Origin of the sequence: Nonomuraea sp. KM88 (assembly GCF_052245635.1) — a bacterium.
Lineage (GTDB): Bacteria > Actinomycetota > Actinomycetes > Streptosporangiales > Streptosporangiaceae > Nonomuraea.
Genome location: NZ_JBQQCC010000021.1, coordinates 112,278 through 128,295, shown reverse-complemented (window position 1 = coordinate 128,295; position 16,018 = coordinate 112,278). Strand labels below are relative to the sequence as shown.

The 16,018-nt window shown below is 71.1% G+C and carries 16 protein-coding genes; 10 read left to right on the top strand and 6 right to left on the bottom strand.

From position 1 onward, the window contains the following. Positions 1-77: 77 nt before the first annotated feature. A complete protein-coding gene (locus ACTWPV_RS41845; protein ID WP_443156029.1) occupies positions 78-512 on the top strand; it encodes a DUF5946 family protein in 435 nt (144 codons plus the stop codon). A gap of 31 nt (positions 513-543) precedes the next feature. Further along, positions 544-2,211, top strand: coding sequence for an outer membrane protein assembly factor BamB family protein (locus ACTWPV_RS41840; RefSeq protein ID WP_443156028.1), 1,668 nt, complete (start codon positions 544-546; stop codon positions 2,209-2,211). A gap of 3 nt (positions 2,212-2,214) precedes the next feature. On the opposite strand, the gene ACTWPV_RS41835 is transcribed toward ACTWPV_RS41840, so the two are convergent. Together ACTWPV_RS41835 and ACTWPV_RS41830 are read right to left on the bottom strand one after the other, a co-directional pair. Beyond that, positions 2,215-3,594, bottom strand: coding sequence for an outer membrane protein assembly factor BamB family protein (locus tag ACTWPV_RS41835; RefSeq protein ID WP_443156027.1), 1,380 nt, complete (start codon positions 3,592-3,594; stop codon positions 2,215-2,217). A 121-nt stretch (positions 3,595-3,715) separates the two neighbouring features. Further along, a complete protein-coding gene (locus ACTWPV_RS41830) occupies positions 3,716-4,663 on the bottom strand; it encodes a GlxA family transcriptional regulator (RefSeq protein WP_443156026.1) in 948 nt (315 codons plus the stop codon). Between the two features lie 520 nt (positions 4,664-5,183). Here ACTWPV_RS41830 and ectA point away from each other — a divergent pair. Genes ectA through thpD form a run of 4 tightly spaced genes read left to right on the top strand, consistent with a single transcriptional unit; the run spans position 5,184 to position 8,295 of the window. Then, positions 5,184-5,705 carry a diaminobutyrate acetyltransferase gene (gene ectA, locus ACTWPV_RS41825; protein ID WP_347647623.1) on the top strand — a complete coding sequence of 174 codons (522 nt, stop codon included), beginning with the start codon at positions 5,184-5,186 and terminating at the stop codon, positions 5,703-5,705. A gap of 15 nt (positions 5,706-5,720) precedes the next feature. Next, positions 5,721-6,968, top strand: a complete 1,248-nt coding sequence (ectB, locus tag ACTWPV_RS41820; RefSeq protein WP_443156025.1) for a diaminobutyrate--2-oxoglutarate transaminase — start codon at positions 5,721-5,723, stop codon at positions 6,966-6,968. 29 nt (positions 6,969-6,997) lie between these two features. Next, complete coding sequence (locus ACTWPV_RS41815) at positions 6,998-7,390, top strand: ectoine synthase (protein ID WP_347647621.1); 393 nt, start codon at positions 6,998-7,000, stop codon at positions 7,388-7,390. Next, positions 7,387-8,295, top strand: coding sequence for an ectoine hydroxylase (thpD, locus tag ACTWPV_RS41810; RefSeq protein WP_347647620.1), 909 nt, complete (start codon positions 7,387-7,389; stop codon positions 8,293-8,295). Before ACTWPV_RS41815 ends, thpD begins: the two co-directional genes overlap by 4 nt. 82 nt (positions 8,296-8,377) lie before the next feature. On the opposite strand, the gene ACTWPV_RS41805 is transcribed toward thpD, so the two are convergent. Together ACTWPV_RS41805 and ACTWPV_RS41800 are read right to left on the bottom strand one after the other, a co-directional pair. Beyond that, on the bottom strand, positions 8,378-9,184 hold the full coding sequence (locus ACTWPV_RS41805) for an alpha/beta fold hydrolase (protein WP_443156024.1): 807 nt from the start codon (positions 9,182-9,184) through the stop codon (positions 8,378-8,380). A 75-nt stretch (positions 9,185-9,259) separates the two neighbouring features. Continuing rightward, complete coding sequence (locus tag ACTWPV_RS41800) at positions 9,260-9,727, bottom strand: ATP-binding protein (RefSeq protein ID WP_443156023.1); 468 nt, start codon at positions 9,725-9,727, stop codon at positions 9,260-9,262. A 197-nt stretch (positions 9,728-9,924) separates the two neighbouring features. Here ACTWPV_RS41800 and ACTWPV_RS41795 point away from each other — a divergent pair, with 197 nt between their 5' ends. Continuing rightward, positions 9,925-10,095 (top strand): hypothetical protein, encoded by a 171-nt coding sequence (locus tag ACTWPV_RS41795; RefSeq protein ID WP_443156022.1) that lies wholly within the window; start codon positions 9,925-9,927, stop codon positions 10,093-10,095. A 9-nt stretch (positions 10,096-10,104) separates the two neighbouring features. Here the strand turns inward: ACTWPV_RS41795 and ACTWPV_RS41790 are convergent, their stop codons facing one another. Then, positions 10,105-12,381: a xanthine dehydrogenase family protein molybdopterin-binding subunit gene (locus ACTWPV_RS41790; RefSeq protein WP_443156021.1), complete on the bottom strand. Its 2,277-nt coding sequence runs from the start codon at positions 12,379-12,381 to the stop codon at positions 10,105-10,107. A gap of 73 nt (positions 12,382-12,454) precedes the next feature. On the opposite strand from ACTWPV_RS41790, the gene ACTWPV_RS41785 reads away from it, so the two are divergent. After that, complete coding sequence (locus tag ACTWPV_RS41785) at positions 12,455-12,928, top strand: MSMEG_6728 family protein (protein ID WP_443156020.1); 474 nt, start codon at positions 12,455-12,457, stop codon at positions 12,926-12,928. Between the two features lie 71 nt (positions 12,929-12,999). Here ACTWPV_RS41785 and ACTWPV_RS41780 read toward each other — a convergent pair whose 3' ends face one another. Next, complete coding sequence (locus ACTWPV_RS41780; RefSeq protein ID WP_443156019.1) at positions 13,000-14,004, bottom strand: carboxymuconolactone decarboxylase family protein; 1,005 nt, start codon at positions 14,002-14,004, stop codon at positions 13,000-13,002. Between the two features lie 194 nt (positions 14,005-14,198). On the opposite strand from ACTWPV_RS41780, the gene ACTWPV_RS41775 reads away from it, so the two are divergent. Continuing rightward, a complete protein-coding gene (locus ACTWPV_RS41775) occupies positions 14,199-15,338 on the top strand; it encodes a sensor histidine kinase (protein ID WP_443156018.1) in 1,140 nt (379 codons plus the stop codon). Further along, positions 15,335-16,003 (top strand): response regulator, encoded by a 669-nt coding sequence (locus tag ACTWPV_RS41770; protein ID WP_443156017.1) that lies wholly within the window; start codon positions 15,335-15,337, stop codon positions 16,001-16,003. Before ACTWPV_RS41775 ends, ACTWPV_RS41770 begins: the two co-directional genes overlap by 4 nt. Positions 16,004-16,018 lie beyond the last annotated feature (15 nt).

The following is a 16,018-nucleotide window of genomic DNA, read 5'->3' as shown; positions in this document are numbered from 1 at the left end:
AGCTCAAGCGACTTGAGATGCAAGACCGCCGGAAAACCTGGTTGCCGTGCCGGTCCGACATGCGCAACCGTGAACAGATGGCCACATGTACGAAGTGCGGCGCCGCCGGCGACCGGTGTGAGGAGCTGTTCCACCGGCTGCTGATCCTCGACTTCTCGCGGCGCGAGCCGTGGTCGCCCCTCCACGCCGTCTCGGTGAGCTGCTACTTCTTCCAGCATCCCGGGCGGGCCGTGGACGGAGGCCCGTCGTTCTACTGGGCCCTGCTGCACATGTACCTGCGTGACGGGGTCGAGGCGATGCACCGCAGCACCCAGCGGGCCCGGCGGCTCAACTCGCACCGGTACGGAGGGCGCAAACCCGTCGTCGCGGACTTCCCGGGGGCGCCGCCGTTCCCCGAGGCCGGAGCGCCGCCCACGGGCTACGCCGTCACCATCGAGGACGTCGCCGTGGACGGCACCTTGATCGAAGTCGCGCGCCCGCTCGCCGCCTCCCCGGAAGGTGACAGGCACTGAGGGTGCTCCCCCGCCGCTACCCTCTCGATGTATGTCATCGTGGCGGATATACGCGGCGGCGGGCCTGCTGCTGCTGACCACCGGCTGCTCGCTCCTCGGCGAGGACGCCGAGGACGTCCCCGACGTCAGGCGGGAGCGGACGTTCGCCACGGCGGGCCCCCGGCAGCTCACCGGCGCGGGCCCGGCTCCCGGCGTCATGCGGGAGGCCTGGCGCGTCAAAGGGCTCGGGCAGGGGGATGATCGCCAGATCAGGCTGGAGGGCGGCCAGCTCTTCGTCGCCGGCGCCGACGGCTTCGACGTCTACGACGCGGGCACCGGCCGGAAGAGGTGGCACTACCGCGAGCCGGGCCGCGAGCTGACCGGGTTCGCCGTCACCAAGGATGACCTGGTCGTCGCCTCGCGATCCGAAGAAGGCAGCCACCTGACCGGGCTGGCGGCGGGCACCGGCCGGCTGCGGTGGGAGCGCGGCGATGACGAGGGCAAGCCGTTCACCGGCGGGCCCGGCCGGCGGCTGGCCGTGGGCGAGGGAGTCGTACCACTCCTGGTCAGAGCCGAGCCCTCCGGACGTGACGAGGAGGAGAAGCCGGACGAGTTCCTGGCCCTCGACGCCGCCACGGGCGAGGAACGCTGGCGCCGGCCGCACCACGCGCCGAACGGCTGTGACGTCGGCACCCGGTCGGCGGCCACCGACACCGACGGCAGCGTCCTGGTGTTCAGGGAGTCCTGCCGCGACGACCACTACCTGTACGCCTTCAACCCCTCGGACGGGAAGCCGCTCTGGTCGCGCACCGGCACGTCCGACGACTCCCTGGTGGGGATCTCCGTACGCGCCGGCGCCACCCTGATCGAACTCGACGAGCACACGCGCACCCTGGTCGGCCGCGACGACCGCGAGATCGCCAACCTGAACGGGATCGGCCGGTGCCTTGCTCCCTGCTCGCTGCGGAGCGTGGGAGACGACCTGGGGCTGATGCATCTCGACGAGTCGCGCGACGTGACCCTGTCGGTGATCGACGTGGCCGGCGGACAGCTACGCACCCTGACCACGCCCCACGACACCATGTCCGTCACGGCCGGCGGGCGGCTGTACGGCGTCAGCGCCAAACTCGGGGGCACCCTGCTGCCCGCCCGCCTGACCGTCCTCGACGCGGCGACGGAACAGGTCACCACGATGCCCCTGCCCCTCAGCCTCGACTCGGACGTCGGCGGCCTGCGGTGGCTCGGGACCGCCGGCGGTCACCTGCTGGTGGCCACGTCGAAGGGGGACGACCTCGTCGCGTACGCCTCCACCCCCACGGACGGCCCGCTGGAGCTGGGCGGCGTGGCCAAGGACGAGTGGCCTCAGGCGTGCGACCTGCTGAAGGACGTGCCGGGCAGGACGACAGCGCGCACGCCCATGGTGGAGGGGCCGGTCAGGATCGGCTCCCAGGAGCTGGCCAGGAGCCGGTGCCACGTGAACTACTCCGCGCACGGAAAGGACGGGCAGGCCATCGCCGAGGTGCTGTGGGTGGCCGCGACCGCCGCCGAGGCCGACGGCCTGGTCAACGGCGAGACGGGCCTCCACGGCGCCGACGAGGTGCAGAAGAGCAGCGACGAGGTCGTCCTCGTGCGCAAGGGCCGCTTCGTCGTCAAGGTGCAGTCGCGGCAGGAAGACGATCTCCAGCGGATCGTCGCGGGGGTGGTCAGCGGGTTGGGCTGAACGTCAGCCGGTACGGCTGAGGCTGAACGTCGTGGTCGTGCCGGAGGTCTCCCGGGTGGCGACCCAGCCGTCGCCGGCGCCGGCGTACTCACCGGCGGGCGCGGTGTCGAGAGGGCCCTTGGACAGGTCGTAGACGCGGACGTAGCAGTTGTCGCGGTAGCAGTCGGCGGGACGGACGAGGAGCCGGTCTCCGAGGAGAACGGCGCCGAGCCTGCCCCAGACCTTGAGCGGCTCGCCGTCGCTCCAGCGGGCCTTGCCCGAGGAGAGGTCGTAGAGGGTGAGCGTCTCCTTCTCGCCGACCAGTTCCTTGACCAGCACCGTCCTGGCGTCGCCGGTCAGGATCGTGCCCGGTTTGCCGCCCGTCCAGCGGGTCCGACCGGTGGCCAGGTCCACGACCCGCGGGTGGCCGCGCTCGTCGACCCCGAAGAGGCCGCCGCCGTCGGCCGAGACGTCGGGCAGGCCGTACCTGCACTGCCTGTCCCGCTCGGCGTCGGCCAGCCTGACGCGTCCCTTCCACTTCCTGGCCCCGGTTTTTGCGTTCAGCGCGACCAGGTCCAGCCGGCACATCTCCTTGAACGTCTTGACCTGGTCCTTCTTGCTGCTCATGATCAACAAACCGCCGGTGAGGTAGGTGGGCCCGGAGACCCGCTGCTGGCCGCGGGGGTAGAGCAGCTCTCCGCCGAACCGCTCCTTCTCGACGCGTACGCCGAGCCGCCCGCCCGACGAGGCGTCGAGTGTCATGAGCCAGTGTTTGCCCCGGTAGCCCTTCGGCCGGGTGGTCATGGTGAGCACGCCGCCGGCTCTGCCGGTCACGGTGGCGACGTGCTCGGCGAGGATCGTCCAGCGGACCTGCCCGGTGCGCGCGTCCCTGGCGCTGAGCCGGCAGTCGTCGTGCCGCTCGGTCTGCTCCCCGCGGCAGACAGGGGTGTACACCATCTCGCCGACCACCGACTCGTACGGCGAGGAGGTGGCCTTCCACAACGTCCTGCCGTTCGCGGGATCGAGGCCCATGACCACGTTGGGCGGCGGCCACGTGGACGCGCCGCCCTGCCGGTGGGTGACGATCACCACGCCGTCGGCGACCGAGACCTCCGCGTCACCGCGGAAGGTGCGCTTCCAGGCCTGCTTGCCCTTGTCCGTGATCGCGCGCAGCTGGGTGCCGGCGGCCACCATGAAGCGGCCACCCGCGGCGAAGAGCTGGGCGTCCCGCCATCGCGCCTCCCCGTCGTCCTCCATGGTGATCGACCAGTCGGTGTCGGTCGCGGGCGGGGGTGTGGGCGACGGTGGCGGGGTGCCGGGGACGATCGTGCGTACGGGGGCGCTGGGCGCCGTCTCCGCGGGAGTGCCGCCCCCGCTGCAGGCCGTCGCGAGGAGCGCGAGCATCCCACACGCGAGTTGCCGATGTGGTCGTCGATGCACCGTGCCTCCCCGGAATTTCGCACACCATATCGCCCGAAACCCGAAAGGAGACCTGGCAGGTTTCAGGGTGGTCGCACCGGGTTCATCACCATGAAACGACGGCGTCGTCACGCGCGCGGTAGGCGCTCGGCGGCGCTCCGAGCAGGCGGAGGAACGAGCGCCGCATGGTCTCGCCCGTGAGGAAGCCGTGGCGGCGCGCGATCACCTCCAGCGGATCGTTCCCCTCCTCGATGGCCGCCCGTGCCGCCTCGACCCGCGCGCGTTCCACGAACCGTCCCGGGCTCATTCCGACCTCGCGGGAGAAGCGGCGGCTGAAGTGCCGCACGCTCATCGACAGGCGGTCCGCCATGGCGGGCACGGTGAACTCGCCTTCCGGGCGCATCACGATGTCGCCGAGCAGGCTCCGCAGCGCGGGGTCACGCGCCAGGCGCGGCAGGCGCGCGACGCTGTCGGGCCGGCCGTCGGGGCGGCGTACGAGCCATTGGGCCACCCGGTGGGCGACGTCCCCGCCGTGGTCGTCCTCGACGAACGTGAGCGCGAGGTCGACGGCCGAGGCGATTCCCTGCGCGCTCCGCACCCTGCCGTCGCGGATCGGGTGCGGCACCACCTTGACGACCTGCCGGGATCCGCCCGGTTCCGCGGGCCGGCCGCCCTGGAGCGGGACGCCGTCGAGTGCCGGCGCCCCGGCGCCGATGGAGGCGACCCGGCGGGCCAGCCTGGCCAGGCGCCGTACGTGGCGGGCCGCGCCGGGTTCACCGGTCGCGGCTCCGGAACAGCCGATGAGCAGCAGCGTGTCGAACTCGTGCCGGATGTCCGCCGGATCGACGTCCGTACCCAGCCGTACGCCGCAGGACGTGCGGACGTACGTCCCGCCAGGAGAGGCGAGGCGTACGTGGTAACCGCCGGCCGTCAGCCGTGTCACCCCCTCGAACACGTCCATGGGACCTGCCACGTCCAGCAAACGAACCCCGTCGCCGACGGCCACCAGGACCTCCGCTGGTCCGGGCACGGCGGCGCCTCCGCGCGATCTCATCGAGCCTCCCCCGTTGATGACACCTTCGCGGCCAAGTGCAGCGCCAGCAGACGCTAGCCGTGCCGGTCCTCGAACCGTCCTCGAACGGTCCTTGCTCGACGGCGTCGCCGGCAGGTGCGGGGACCGGTGAGGTGTGCGTCCCCGCGGCGTGGGCAGCGGAGAACGGGAACGATCATCGATGGCGAGAATTCAAACCAATAGCACGCCATCTGTTATCACGATGAAACGTAGGGTGTGACTAATCTCTCAATAGTTTTCACCCAAATTGCACCGAACAAGCGGTACAAGCGATGTCCCCGGCGCTCCGGCGGGCGCCGGCGGCGTTCCTCACGAAGGCGCGCGAAAGGGTGCACTCGCTGCTCGGTTGCGACGATGGCGGAGCCGCCGGCCGGGCTTCCGCCACCCCGCCGACCAGCCAAAACGGGAAAGTCAACTGGTGTACCCCGGAACCTGGAGCTCAAACTGTCAGGCTGTGGCGGCCTGGTAATCCGTGTTACCTCTTCGCGTAAATTCGGAGTCCATGTCGTCAGCACACCCACGACCGCAAGCGGATTCTCCGCCCTCCACGGAGGAACTGGGACCACCCCGCCTCGAGGACGGCCGGGAGTTGTGGCGCATCACCCGTGAATCAAAGATCCTTGACCTCAATTCCCCTTACAGCTACGTCCTCTGGTGCCGGGACTTCGCGGACACCTCGGTCGTGGCGCGCGGCGAGAACGGCGTGCGGGGCTTCATCACCGGGTTCACCCGCCCCCAGGAGCCGCAGACGCTCTTCGTGTGGCAGGTCGCGGTGGACGAGAAGTGGCGAGGCCGCTCCTTGGCCAGCCGCATGCTCGGCTACCTGGCTGGCAGCGGGTGCCGGTTCATGGAGGCCACCGTCACGCCGGACAACCTCGCCTCGGACCGGCTGTTCACCGCCTTCGCCCGTGACCGAGGGGCGGATCTGGAGAGACGGCCGCTCCTCGGCGAGGAGTTGTTCCCCCTGGATCACCAAGCAGAGGTGCTCTATCGAATCGGGCCCCTCGATCAGCAAGCCCATTAGGAGACAGCTGAAATAATGGACGTTTTCGAAAGCACCGAGTCAGAGGTCCGCAGCTACTGCCGGGGCTGGCCCGCCACGTTCCGCAAGGCCACGGGAAGCCACCTCTACGACGAGGATGGGCGTCCGTTCCTCGACTTCTTCGCGGGTGCCGGCACGCTCAACTACGGCCACAACAACCCGCAGCTGAAAGAGGACCTGCTCCAGTACCTGAGCGGCGACAACATCGTCCACAGCCTCGACATGTACACCGTGGCCAAACGGGAGTTCCTGGAGACGTTCCGGGATGTGATCCTGAAACCTCGCGGCCTCGACTACCGCGTCCAGTTCCCCGGGCCCGGTGGCGCCAACGCCGTCGAGGCGGCGCTGAAGCTGGCCAGGAAATACACCGGCCGCAACACCATCGTGAGCTTCACCAACGCCTTCCACGGCATGTCGCTCGGGGCGCTGGCGGTGACGGGCAACTCGATGAAGCGCAAGAGCGCGGGGATCCCCCTGCAGACCCTCACGATGCCGTTCGACAACTATCTCGACGGCCGGACGCCCGACTTCCTGCTCTTCGAGCGGCTGCTCGCCGACAGCGGCAGCGGGCTGGACACCCCGGCCGCGGTCATCGTCGAGACCGTGCAAGGAGAGGGCGGCCTGAACGCGGCCAGCCCGGAATGGCTGGGTGGCCTCGCCGAACTCTGCAAGCAGCACGAGATCCTGCTCATCGTGGACGACATCCAGATGGGATGCGGGCGCACCGGGCCGTTCTTCAGTTTCGAGCAGGCCGGGATCACGCCCGACATCGTCTGCCTGTCGAAGTCCCTGAGCGGCTACGGGCTGCCGTTCGCCGTCACCCTGCTCAAGCCCGAGCTGGACGTATGGGACCCGGGCGAGCACAACGGAACGTTCCGCGGCCCGAACCCGGCCTTCGTCACGGCGACCGCTGCGATGCGGCACTTCTGGGCCGACGAGGGGATGGAGAAGGAGACCATCACCAAGGGCGAGCAGGTGCAGGAGTCGCTGGATCGGCTCGCGGCGGCCTACCCCGAGGGAGTGAGCGGCACCCGGGGCCGCGGGCTGGCGCAGGGGATCGCCTTCACCGAACCCGCGCACGCCTCCGCGGTCTGCGCGGCGGCCTTCGAGCGGAAACTCCTGCTGGAGACCTCCGGCCCGGAGAGCGAAGTGGTGAAGCTTCTGCCGCCGCTCACCTCGACCCCCGACGAACTCGCGCAAGGTCTGGACATCATCGCCGACTCGGTCGAAGCCGTCCTGGTCTGAGAATCCGAAACCGGCTGAAAGGAGAGAATATGATCGTTCGCTCGCTGAAGGACATCACCGGGACCGAACGCGACGTGGAGGCGCCGACCTGGCGCAGCAAGCGGCTGGTGCTGGCCCGGGAGAAGGTCGGCTTCTCGCTGCACGAGACCGTTCTGTACGCCGGCACCGAAACCTCGATGTGGTACGCGAACCACATCGAAGCCGTCTTCTGCGTCGAGGGCGAGGGCGAGCTCACCAACGAGGAGACGGGTGAGAAGCACCGGATCGAACCGGGCACCATGTACCTCCTCGACGGCCACGAGCGTCACACCCTCCGCGCGCACACCGACGTACGCACTGTCTGCGTCTTCAACCCGCCCTGCACCGGCAGGGAAGTGCACGACGAGAACGGCGTCTACCCATTGATCAAGGAGGAAGCATGACCTTGACCGAAGGACTCAACCCGACCCAGCGCGACCCGTACCCCACCAGGAGCGCCAAGGAGCCCGCCCTGCTGTACCGGCAGGACCCGGTGGTGTACGGCGGACCGGACGACGGGCCCATCGACGCCGAGACGCTGAACTCCTACGGGGAGAACGGCTTCCTGTCCGTCGACCGGCTCCTCGAGCCCGACGAGGTCGAGCTCTACCGCGCCGAGCTGCGCCGGCTGTCGGAGGACCAGAAGATCCTCTCGGACGAGCGCACGATCACCGAGCCCGGGTCGAACGAGATCCGGTCGATCTTCGAGGTGCACAAGACCAGTCAGGTCTTCGCCGACCTGGTGGCCAACCCGCGCGTGGTGGGCCGGGCCCGGCAGATCCTCGGCTCCGACGTCTACGTGCACCAGAGCCGGGTGAACTTCAAGCCCGGATTCAACGGCAAGGACTTCTACTGGCACTCCGACTTCGAGACCTGGCACGCCGAGGACGGCATGCCCAGGATGCGCGCGGTGAGCATCTCCATCGCGTTGACGGAGAACTTCCTGCACAACGGCGCGCTGATGATCATGCCGGGGTCGCACAAGAGCTTCGTGTCCTGCGTGGGGCAGACTCCTGACGACCACTACAAGGCGTCGCTGAAGCAGCAGGAGATCGGCACGCCCGACCCCAGCAGCCTGTCCGTCCTCGCCGACAAGCACGGCATCGAGGTGTTCACCGGAGCCGCCGGTTCGGCGACCATGTTCGACTGCAACTGCATGCACGGCTCCAACAGCAACATCACGCCGTTCCCGCGCTCGAACATCTTCGTCGTGTTCAACAGCGTCGAGAACACCTGCGTGGAGCCGTACGCAGCGTCCTCGCGCCGGCCCGACTTCATCGCCGCGCGCGACTTCACGCCCGTCGGCTGACAGCCGCGGCGCGACTCGTACGAGTCGGACGCCCAGGCCAGGCCCCCGCGCCGGCCTGGGCGTCCGCGCGTCGGGCGGCCCGTCAGGAAGCGGCCAGCGCCTTGCGCAGCGTCTGCGCGAACTCCCCCGGCTGGTACGTGAAGCCGCCGTGGTCGCCGGGGAAGACGACGGGCGCCGTGCCCAGCAGGCCGGCCAGCGCCACGGAGGTGCGGTAGGTGAGCAGCCGGCCCGAGTCGGCGCCGACGCCCACCACGACCCGGAGCGGGCCGGCCCTGAGCGCGCCGGCGTCGGGCACGTAACGGGTGGTGCCGCGCAGCTCGTGGGCGAAGAAGCGGGCGCTGTCGGCCAGGTCCTGCTCGCTCGGCTCCTCCGGAGCCCCGTCGGGAACCTCGTCGCCGTCGAAGCCGGCAGTGGCCATGAACTTCGCGAACGCCGGCCCGACACCCTCGCGGTGGAAGGTCTCGATGATGTCCTCGGTCGCGGCCCGCCGCTCGGCGGCGTCGGGCAGCAGTTCCAGGCAGGGAGGCTCGTGCGCGACAAGGGTGCGCACCCTCTTCGGGAGCCGGGCGGCCAGGGCCAGCCCCGTCACCGCGCCGCCGCTGCTGCCGAACACGTCGGCCGACTCGGCGCCGAGCACGTCCATGAGGGCAGCGGCGTCGTCGGCGCGCAGCTCGGGAGTGGAGTCCTCGGCGGGGTCGTCGAGCACGCTGCCCGCGATGCCGCGCGGATCGTGGGTGACCACGGTGTGGTCGCCGGCCAGCGCGTCGGCCAGCGGGGCGAAGTACGCGGCGGCCATCGGCGCACCCAGCAGGAGCAGCAGCGGTCCGGTGCCGCGCACCTCGTAACGCAGCCGCACGCCGGGGACTTCGAGGATGTGCGTGGTCGTCATGGCGAAGGTCCTTCCTCGGATGTCACGGTGACGGAGGGAAGACCGCCGCCGGCGGCGGAACTCATCGCCCGCCGGTCAGGTTCCCGACCTGATCGGCACCACGTTGCCGGGCGCGCCCTGGCGCGGCAGCGCGAACCAGGTGGCCTTGCCGACGAGGTCGGGATGGGTGATGTAGCGCTGAGGGTGGCAACCGTAGAAGCCGTCGGAGAGCCTGGCCACGATCCGCAGCCCGCGGCCGTGCTCGGCCGACACGTCGTCCGGCGACGGGGAGGGCAACAACGGGCTGCCGTCCACGACCACGATCATGATCTCTCTGGCGTCCACGTGCAGCGCGAGTTCGTAGGGGCCGTCGCCGTACATGAACGCATTGGTGATCAATTCGCTCACCATGAGAACGGCGTCGTCGATAAGATCGTCGGAAAGCGTCAGGGAGATTAATTCATCGCGAATGATCGACCGCGCCTGGCCGACCGTGCGCACGTCTTCGACCAGCGGCCACACGTACTGCACACGGCTCCGGCGAGCTGATCGCAGCGAGGTCATGACATCTCTTTCCGGTGCGGCGGGGCAACGAATGCACGTTTCACTCGACACGAGGGCCTGCCTATGGGTGGACGTTCGGCGCCGTCGAAACGTGTACGCACGAGAAGGCCGTTCGGGTCGAATCCTCGGCGATAAATCAGAATTCTTTTTCCGCCCGAGCGGAAACGGTGCGTGCGACACGGGGTACGGACTGTGCCATGAGCAGTCCAGACGAGAACGCACCGAAGACCGACACCGAACCGCGCCTCGACGCCGCCGAGCGGCCCGGCAGGCGCGCGGCGCGGCCGGAGGCGCCCAAGCCCGCCGGCCGGAAGGCCCTGGAGCAGGCACTTCTCGAAGCGGGCAAGGAGTTGAAAGACCTCACCTAAAGGCAGCGCCTACCACAACGACCACAGAGCGGCGGGCGTCAGGGGAACGTCCGTGATCTTGTCTGCGATCTCCGGCAGGGCGGCCGCGACGGCGTTGGCGATGGCGGCGGGCGGGCCGATCGTGCCCGACTCGCCCACGCCCTTCATGCCGCCGGGTGTCAGCGGCGACGGCGTCTGGGTCATCACGACCTCGATGTCCGGCACCTCGCGCGTGGTCGGCAGCAGATAGTCGGTGATCGGCTGGCCGTCCTCGGAGTAGACGATCTCCTCGGTCAGCGCCATGCCGATGCCCTGCGCCACGCCGCCCCTGATCTGCCCCTCCACCAGGGTGGGGTTGACCAGCACGCCGGAGTCGTTGACCACCCAGTAGCCTTCCAGCTCGACCTTCCCGGTCTCGGGGTCGACGGCCACCGCCGCGGCGTGCGCGCCGTACGCGAAGGTGTACGCCTTCGGGTCGTAGCTGACGCGCTCCTCGAGCCCGGGCGTGACGCCGTCCGGCAGGTCCCAGCCGCGCCAGGCCGCCGTGGCCAGCTCGCGCAGCGTCACCGACGACTGCGGGTCGCCCTTCACGCGCACCGCCTCGCCGGCGAGCTCCAGGTCGTCGGGCGCCGCCTCCAGCCGGTGCGCGGCGATGGCGACGAGTTTGTCGCGCAGGCGGGCGGCGGCCTGGGTGAGCGCCCCGCCGCCGATCGCCATCGACCGGCTGGCGACCGACCCGACCGACGAGTACGGTGTCGCCGCCGTGTCGCCCAGCACCACCCGCACCCGGTCGATGGGCACGCCCACGCGGTCGGCGGCGACCTGGGCCAGCGCCGTCTCGATGCCCTGGCCGATCGAGACCACCCCCGACGACACGACGACGGACGCGTCCTGTTCCATGCGTAGGATCGCCGTCTCGTAGCCGCCCGCCTGGATGCCGCTGGCCTTGAGATCCATCGAAGGGCCCATGCCGGTGGACTCGACGTGGCAGGAGAAGCCGATGCCGCGCCGCCGCCCGTCGTCCTTCTCCACCGGTGTGACCAGGTCGCGCAGGGTCGTCAGGGCGAGCGGGTAGTCGCCGGAGTCGTACGGCTGGTGGACGCGCGACGTGTACGGCAGCTCGTCCGGCCCCACCATGTTGCGCAACCGCAGCTCGACCCGGTCGATGCCCAGCCTGCGGGCGGCCTCGTCGATCAGGCGTTCCCTGGTGAGGGTGCCTTCCGGCTGGCCGAAGCCGCGGTAGGAGCCGGTCGGCGTGGTGTTGGTGACGACGCCGCGCACGCGCACCGCGGCCCGGTCGAACCGGTACGGGCCCGGCAGCGTCGTGGCCGTCACCGCGAACGTCGAGGCGCCGACGTTCGACGGGTGCGCGCCGATGTCGCCGAGCACGTCGACATAAAGGGCCACGAACCGCCCGTCGCCGTCGAGCGCCAGCCGCCCCCGGTGCACGGCCGCCCGCGCGGGCAGGGTGGCGAGCACCCGGTCGCCCGGTGTCTCCGACCAGCTCACGGGGCGGCCCAGGCGCATCGCGGCCAGGCAGACGATCGCCTCGTCGGGGTAGACGTGCTCCTTGCCGCCGAACCCGCCGCCCGTGTCGCCGCTGACGACGCGCACCCGATCGTGCGTGAGCCCGAACGCGTCCGCCAGGTGCTCGCGCACGTGGTGTGGGGCCTGGGAGGAGGTGTGCACGGTCAGCTCGTCGTCGGCGTACACCGCGACCACGCCACGCGGTTCGAGCGGGTACGGCGAGAGGCGGCCCATCCTGAAGGTCATCTCGACGACGTGCTCGGCCTGCTCGACGGCGGCGGCGCAGTCGTCGTCGCCGAGCGTGAAGTCGGTGAAGAGGTTGGTGCCCCAGTCGGGGTAGAGCAGAGGTGCGGGGTCCTCCAGGGCATGTTCGATCCCGACCGTCGCGGGCAGCTCGTCCAGCTCCAGGTCGATGAGGTCGGCGGCGTCCCTGGCGGCTTCCGCGGTGCGGGCGACGACGACGGCGAGGGGTTGTCCCGCGTATCGGATCGTGTCGTCCAGCGCCCGGTAGGACAGGAGGCGCTGGCCGGGCGACAGGCTCACGCAGGGAAGACGAAGATCGGGGGCGTCGGCGGGGGTGATGATGTCGAGCACGTCGTCGGCCGCCCAGGCCGCCTTCGCGTCGCAGCCGAGCAGCCTGCCGTGGGCGATGGGGCTGCGGATCACGTGGGCGTGGGCCATGCCGGGCAGACGAACCGCGCCGACGTACTTTCCTCTTCCGGTGAGCAGCCTGGCGTCTTCCCGTCGCGGCGTGCTGGCGCCGACATACGCGTCTCCCATGCCCCGATTGTGCGCGCCGCCCGCCGGACGGTCCATACCATCCGCGAGAAGGCGCACGTCAGCGGGGGTATAGATGCAAACGTTCCTGCCTTATGCGGACTTCTCCGCGACAGCGACGGTCCTCGACCCGCTCCGGCTCGGCAAGCAGCGCGTGGAGGCGCTCCAGGTCCTGCGCGCCCTCACCGTCCCCGGCTACGGCTGGCGCCACCACCCGGTCGTGAAGATGTGGTCCGGCTACGAGGAGGCGCTCGTCAGGTACGGCCTCGAGGTGTGCGCGCGCTGGTGCGCTCTCGGCCGGTCCGACACCTGCGCGGCCACCATCCAGGACGACCTGGCCCGGTCCCGCGGCACGACGACCGTACGCGGGCAGGACGAGCTCGGCGCGGCGGGCGAGTTGCCGCCCTGGCTGGGCGACCCGTCGCTGCACCTCAGCCACCGCTCCGCGCTCCTGCGCAAGGACCCGGGCTTCTACCGGCCCGTCTTCGGCGACGAGGAGCCCGACGACCTCGACTATGTCTGGCCGCGTTCGGACCGCCTGCCACCCTGATCACGCGACGGCCGAGTCCGGTCGCCTTCCAAAGTCCCGCCGGCCCCGAACGGCGAGGGTGCGGGACGCGGTCAACGACCCTCCCTGAGTGCGGGTGTGACGGTGATGAGGGCCTCGGCGCGTTCCGTGGCCGTCATGGCGCCGAACGCGCAGAGCCGTACCAGGTCCTCGTCCGTCGCCGAACCGCGCCAGGCGGCGACGTCGGCGTCGGTCACCCGGTACGGCGCGAGCGCGACGAGCAGCGCGAGCCTGGCCCCGGCCCGTTCCCCGGCGGGAAGACCGGCCAGCGGCCCGGCCAGCCAGGCGCCGCCCATCGGCGGATGTTCGCCGTCCCAGGCGGCGACGGCCCGGGTCACGGCGGAGCGGGCGGGCGGCCCGAGCAGCTCGCCGCCCGCCTGCGCCGCGGCGCGCAGCGCGGCGTACGCGGCGCCGACGGGCGTGCCCGCCGCCCAGGCCGGCTCGGGCCCCACGGGCAGGTCCGCCACCAGCGGCAGGCCTCCGCCCGCGGCCGGCGTGCGGCGCACCGCGCCGGACATCATCCGGCCGCCCATGCTCCGCACCAGGCGCGACCTCTGCAGATTCGCGGGCAGCAGGTTCTCGGTGAGCAGCGCCGAGGCGATGCGGTTGACGAAGTGGAACGTCAGCGCGGTGCCGATGTACTCGTGCGCGAGCACGACGGGGAAGGGCCCCGGGCCCCGGCTCCTGGTCCAGGCCAGCAGTCCGGCGAGTTCGGGATCGCGGGGCGTGCCACCGGCGGCGACGGTCTCAGCGAGGTGGTGGTCGCCGGTCGCGTGCAGCAGGGTCGTGTGCGCGGCCACGCAGAACGGGCATCGGTTGGCCAGCGACACCCCCAGCGCCACAACCTCCTTGGCGGTCCTCGGCGCGTCGCCCGCAAGCAGCGACTCGCGCAGCAGGGCCCAGGTCGCGGCGAGCACCTCCGGAGACGGCGACAACGTCAGGAACACCGCCATGCGGGCCATGCCGAAGTCCTCCGCGAGCTGCGCGTAGACCTCACCCACCCGCCCGGTGGCGCCCTTCGGCTCCACCGGGGTGACGTAACGGAACGAGCCGGCCATCATCAGCTCCTGTCTCTGATGGGATCCATGACACCCCATGGTGGTATCCGGCCGGTCATCGGTCGTCGTGGCTGCGGAGACTCCTGCGGCTACGCCCCGGGAAGCAGGATCGACGCCCCTACTTCCCCGGCAGTAGCGTCGAAGTGCGACCAGGCGCCGACGAACCGGCCGCGGCGAGGCCCTACTGTGCAGGAGTGAGCTCTGTGCCCCGATGGCGCCCCATGGCCATGGACGGCGCGCTCGCCGTGACCGTGGCCGCCATCCTGACGCCCACCGCACTGGTCGCCCCCGGCACCGGCGCGCTCGAACTGGCCGCGGTCCTGGCCGGCTCGCTGGCGCTGGTCGCCTGGCGCCGCGCGCCGCTGGTCGCGCTGCCCCTGACCACGGTCTGCATGCTCGTCTTCTCCGAGTACGCCGACCCGGGGCCGTCGGCCGCCTTCCCCGTGCTCGTGTCGGTCTTCGGTGCGGTCAGGGCCGGCCACCGGCTGCTCGCGGCGCTGGCCGGCGCGCTCTACCTGGGCGTCGACCTGGCTGCGAACCTGGCCACCGCCGCCCCGCAGGACGCCCAGGCCATCACCCAGTCGACGACGCTGCTGCTCGGCTGGTTCCTGGCGGCCGGGGTGGCGGCGACCGTGGCCAGGCACCGGCAGGCGTACCTGAAGCAGGTGGAGGAGCGCGCCGCCGAGGCCGAGCGGACCCGCGAGGAGGTGGCGCTCCGCCGCGCGAGCGAGGAGCGGCTGCGCATCGCCAGAGAGCTGCACGACTCGCTCACCCACAGCATCTCGATCATCAAGGTGCAGGCGGGCGTGGCCATCCACCTGGCGCGCAAGCGGGGCGAGGAGGTGCCCGCGGCGCTGCTGGCCATCCAGGAGGCGGGCGGCGACGCCATGCGCGAGCTGCGCGCCACGCTGGAAGTGTTGCGCGACGCCGGCGGCGAGCCCGCGGCCAGCGGCCTCGACCGGCTCGGAGACCTGGTGGAGCGGGCCCGCTCGACCGGCCTGCGCACCACGGTGACGATCTCCGGCGAGCGGCACGAGCTGCCCCGCGAGGTCGACAGGGCGGCGTACCGGATCGTGCAGGAGGCGCTGACGAACGTCTCACGGCACGCGGGCGGGGCCGCGGCGGCGGTGCGCATCGACTACGGCGGCGGCGAGCTGGTCGTGCAGGTGGACGACGACGGCACGGCCGGCCCCGGCACGGCGCCCACGCCCGGCGTGGGGCTGCGCGGCATGCGCGAGCGCGTCACGGCGCTCGGCGGCCGGCTGCGGGCAGGCCCGCGCCCCGAGGGCGGATTCACCGTACGCGCAGAACTACCGCTGGGGGAACCATCGTGATCCGCGTGCTGCTCGTGGACGACCAGGCGCTCATCAGGGGCGGCTTCCGGGCCCTGCTGGAGGCGGAGGACGACATCGAGGTGGTGGCCGAGGCCGCAGACGGCCGGCAGGCCGTGGCCCTGGCCCTGGAGCACCGGCCGGACGTCGCGCTCATCGACATCCAGATGCCGGTCATGGACGGCATCGAGGCGACCCGCCAGATCGCCTCCGACGAGCGGCTGAGCGACGTCCACGTCGTGATCCTCACCAACTACGGCCTCGACGAGTACGTCTACGACGCGCTCAGGGCGGGTGCCGGCGGCTTCCTGGTCAAGGACACCGAGCCCGCCGACCTGCTGCAGGGTGTCAGGGTGGCGGCCCGCGGCGACGCCCTGCTCTCCCCCGCCATCACCCGCCGGCTGATCGGCGAGTACGTCGCCCGCCGCCCCGAGCCGCGGCCGGAGGGCCTCGGCGCGCTCACCAACCGCGAGCGCGAGGTGACCGCCCTGGTGGCCCGCGGCCTGTCCAACGACGAGATCGCCGCCCACATGGTGATCAGCCCGACCACCGCCAAGACGCACGTCAGCAGGGCGATGACCAAGTTGCGCGCCCGCGACCGCGCCCAGCTCGTGGTGTTCGCCTACGAGTCGGGGCTGGTGACCCCGCGAAGGAACGTTCCCGACTGAGCCCCGGAGCGTGTT

Bases quoted from the DNA above. Each gene is read 5' to 3' on its own strand.
- ACTWPV_RS41845 (WP_443156029.1), top strand. From the start codon at position 78: ATGGCCACATGTACGAAGTGCGGCGCCGCCGGCGACCGGTGTGAGGAG.
- ACTWPV_RS41840 (WP_443156028.1), top strand. From the start codon at position 544: ATGTCATCGTGGCGGATATACGCGGCGGCGGGCCTGCTGCTGCTGACC.
- ACTWPV_RS41835 (WP_443156027.1), bottom strand. From the start codon at position 3,594: ATGCTCGCGCTCCTCGCGACGGCCTGCAGCGGGGGCGGCACTCCCGCG.
- ACTWPV_RS41830 (WP_443156026.1), bottom strand. From the start codon at position 4,663: ATGAGATCGCGCGGAGGCGCCGCCGTGCCCGGACCAGCGGAGGTCCTG.
- ectA (WP_347647623.1), top strand. From the start codon at position 5,184: ATGTCGTCAGCACACCCACGACCGCAAGCGGATTCTCCGCCCTCCACG.
- ectB (WP_443156025.1), top strand. From the start codon at position 5,721: ATGGACGTTTTCGAAAGCACCGAGTCAGAGGTCCGCAGCTACTGCCGG.
- ACTWPV_RS41815 (WP_347647621.1), top strand. From the start codon at position 6,998: ATGATCGTTCGCTCGCTGAAGGACATCACCGGGACCGAACGCGACGTG.
- thpD (WP_347647620.1), top strand. From the start codon at position 7,387: ATGACCTTGACCGAAGGACTCAACCCGACCCAGCGCGACCCGTACCCC.
- ACTWPV_RS41805 (WP_443156024.1), bottom strand. From the start codon at position 9,184: ATGACGACCACGCACATCCTCGAAGTCCCCGGCGTGCGGCTGCGTTAC.
- ACTWPV_RS41800 (WP_443156023.1), bottom strand. From the start codon at position 9,727: ATGACCTCGCTGCGATCAGCTCGCCGGAGCCGTGTGCAGTACGTGTGG.
- ACTWPV_RS41795 (WP_443156022.1), top strand. From the start codon at position 9,925: ATGAGCAGTCCAGACGAGAACGCACCGAAGACCGACACCGAACCGCGC.
- ACTWPV_RS41790 (WP_443156021.1), bottom strand. From the start codon at position 12,381: ATGGGAGACGCGTATGTCGGCGCCAGCACGCCGCGACGGGAAGACGCC.
- ACTWPV_RS41785 (WP_443156020.1), top strand. From the start codon at position 12,455: ATGCAAACGTTCCTGCCTTATGCGGACTTCTCCGCGACAGCGACGGTC.
- ACTWPV_RS41780 (WP_443156019.1), bottom strand. From the start codon at position 14,004: ATGGCCGGCTCGTTCCGTTACGTCACCCCGGTGGAGCCGAAGGGCGCC.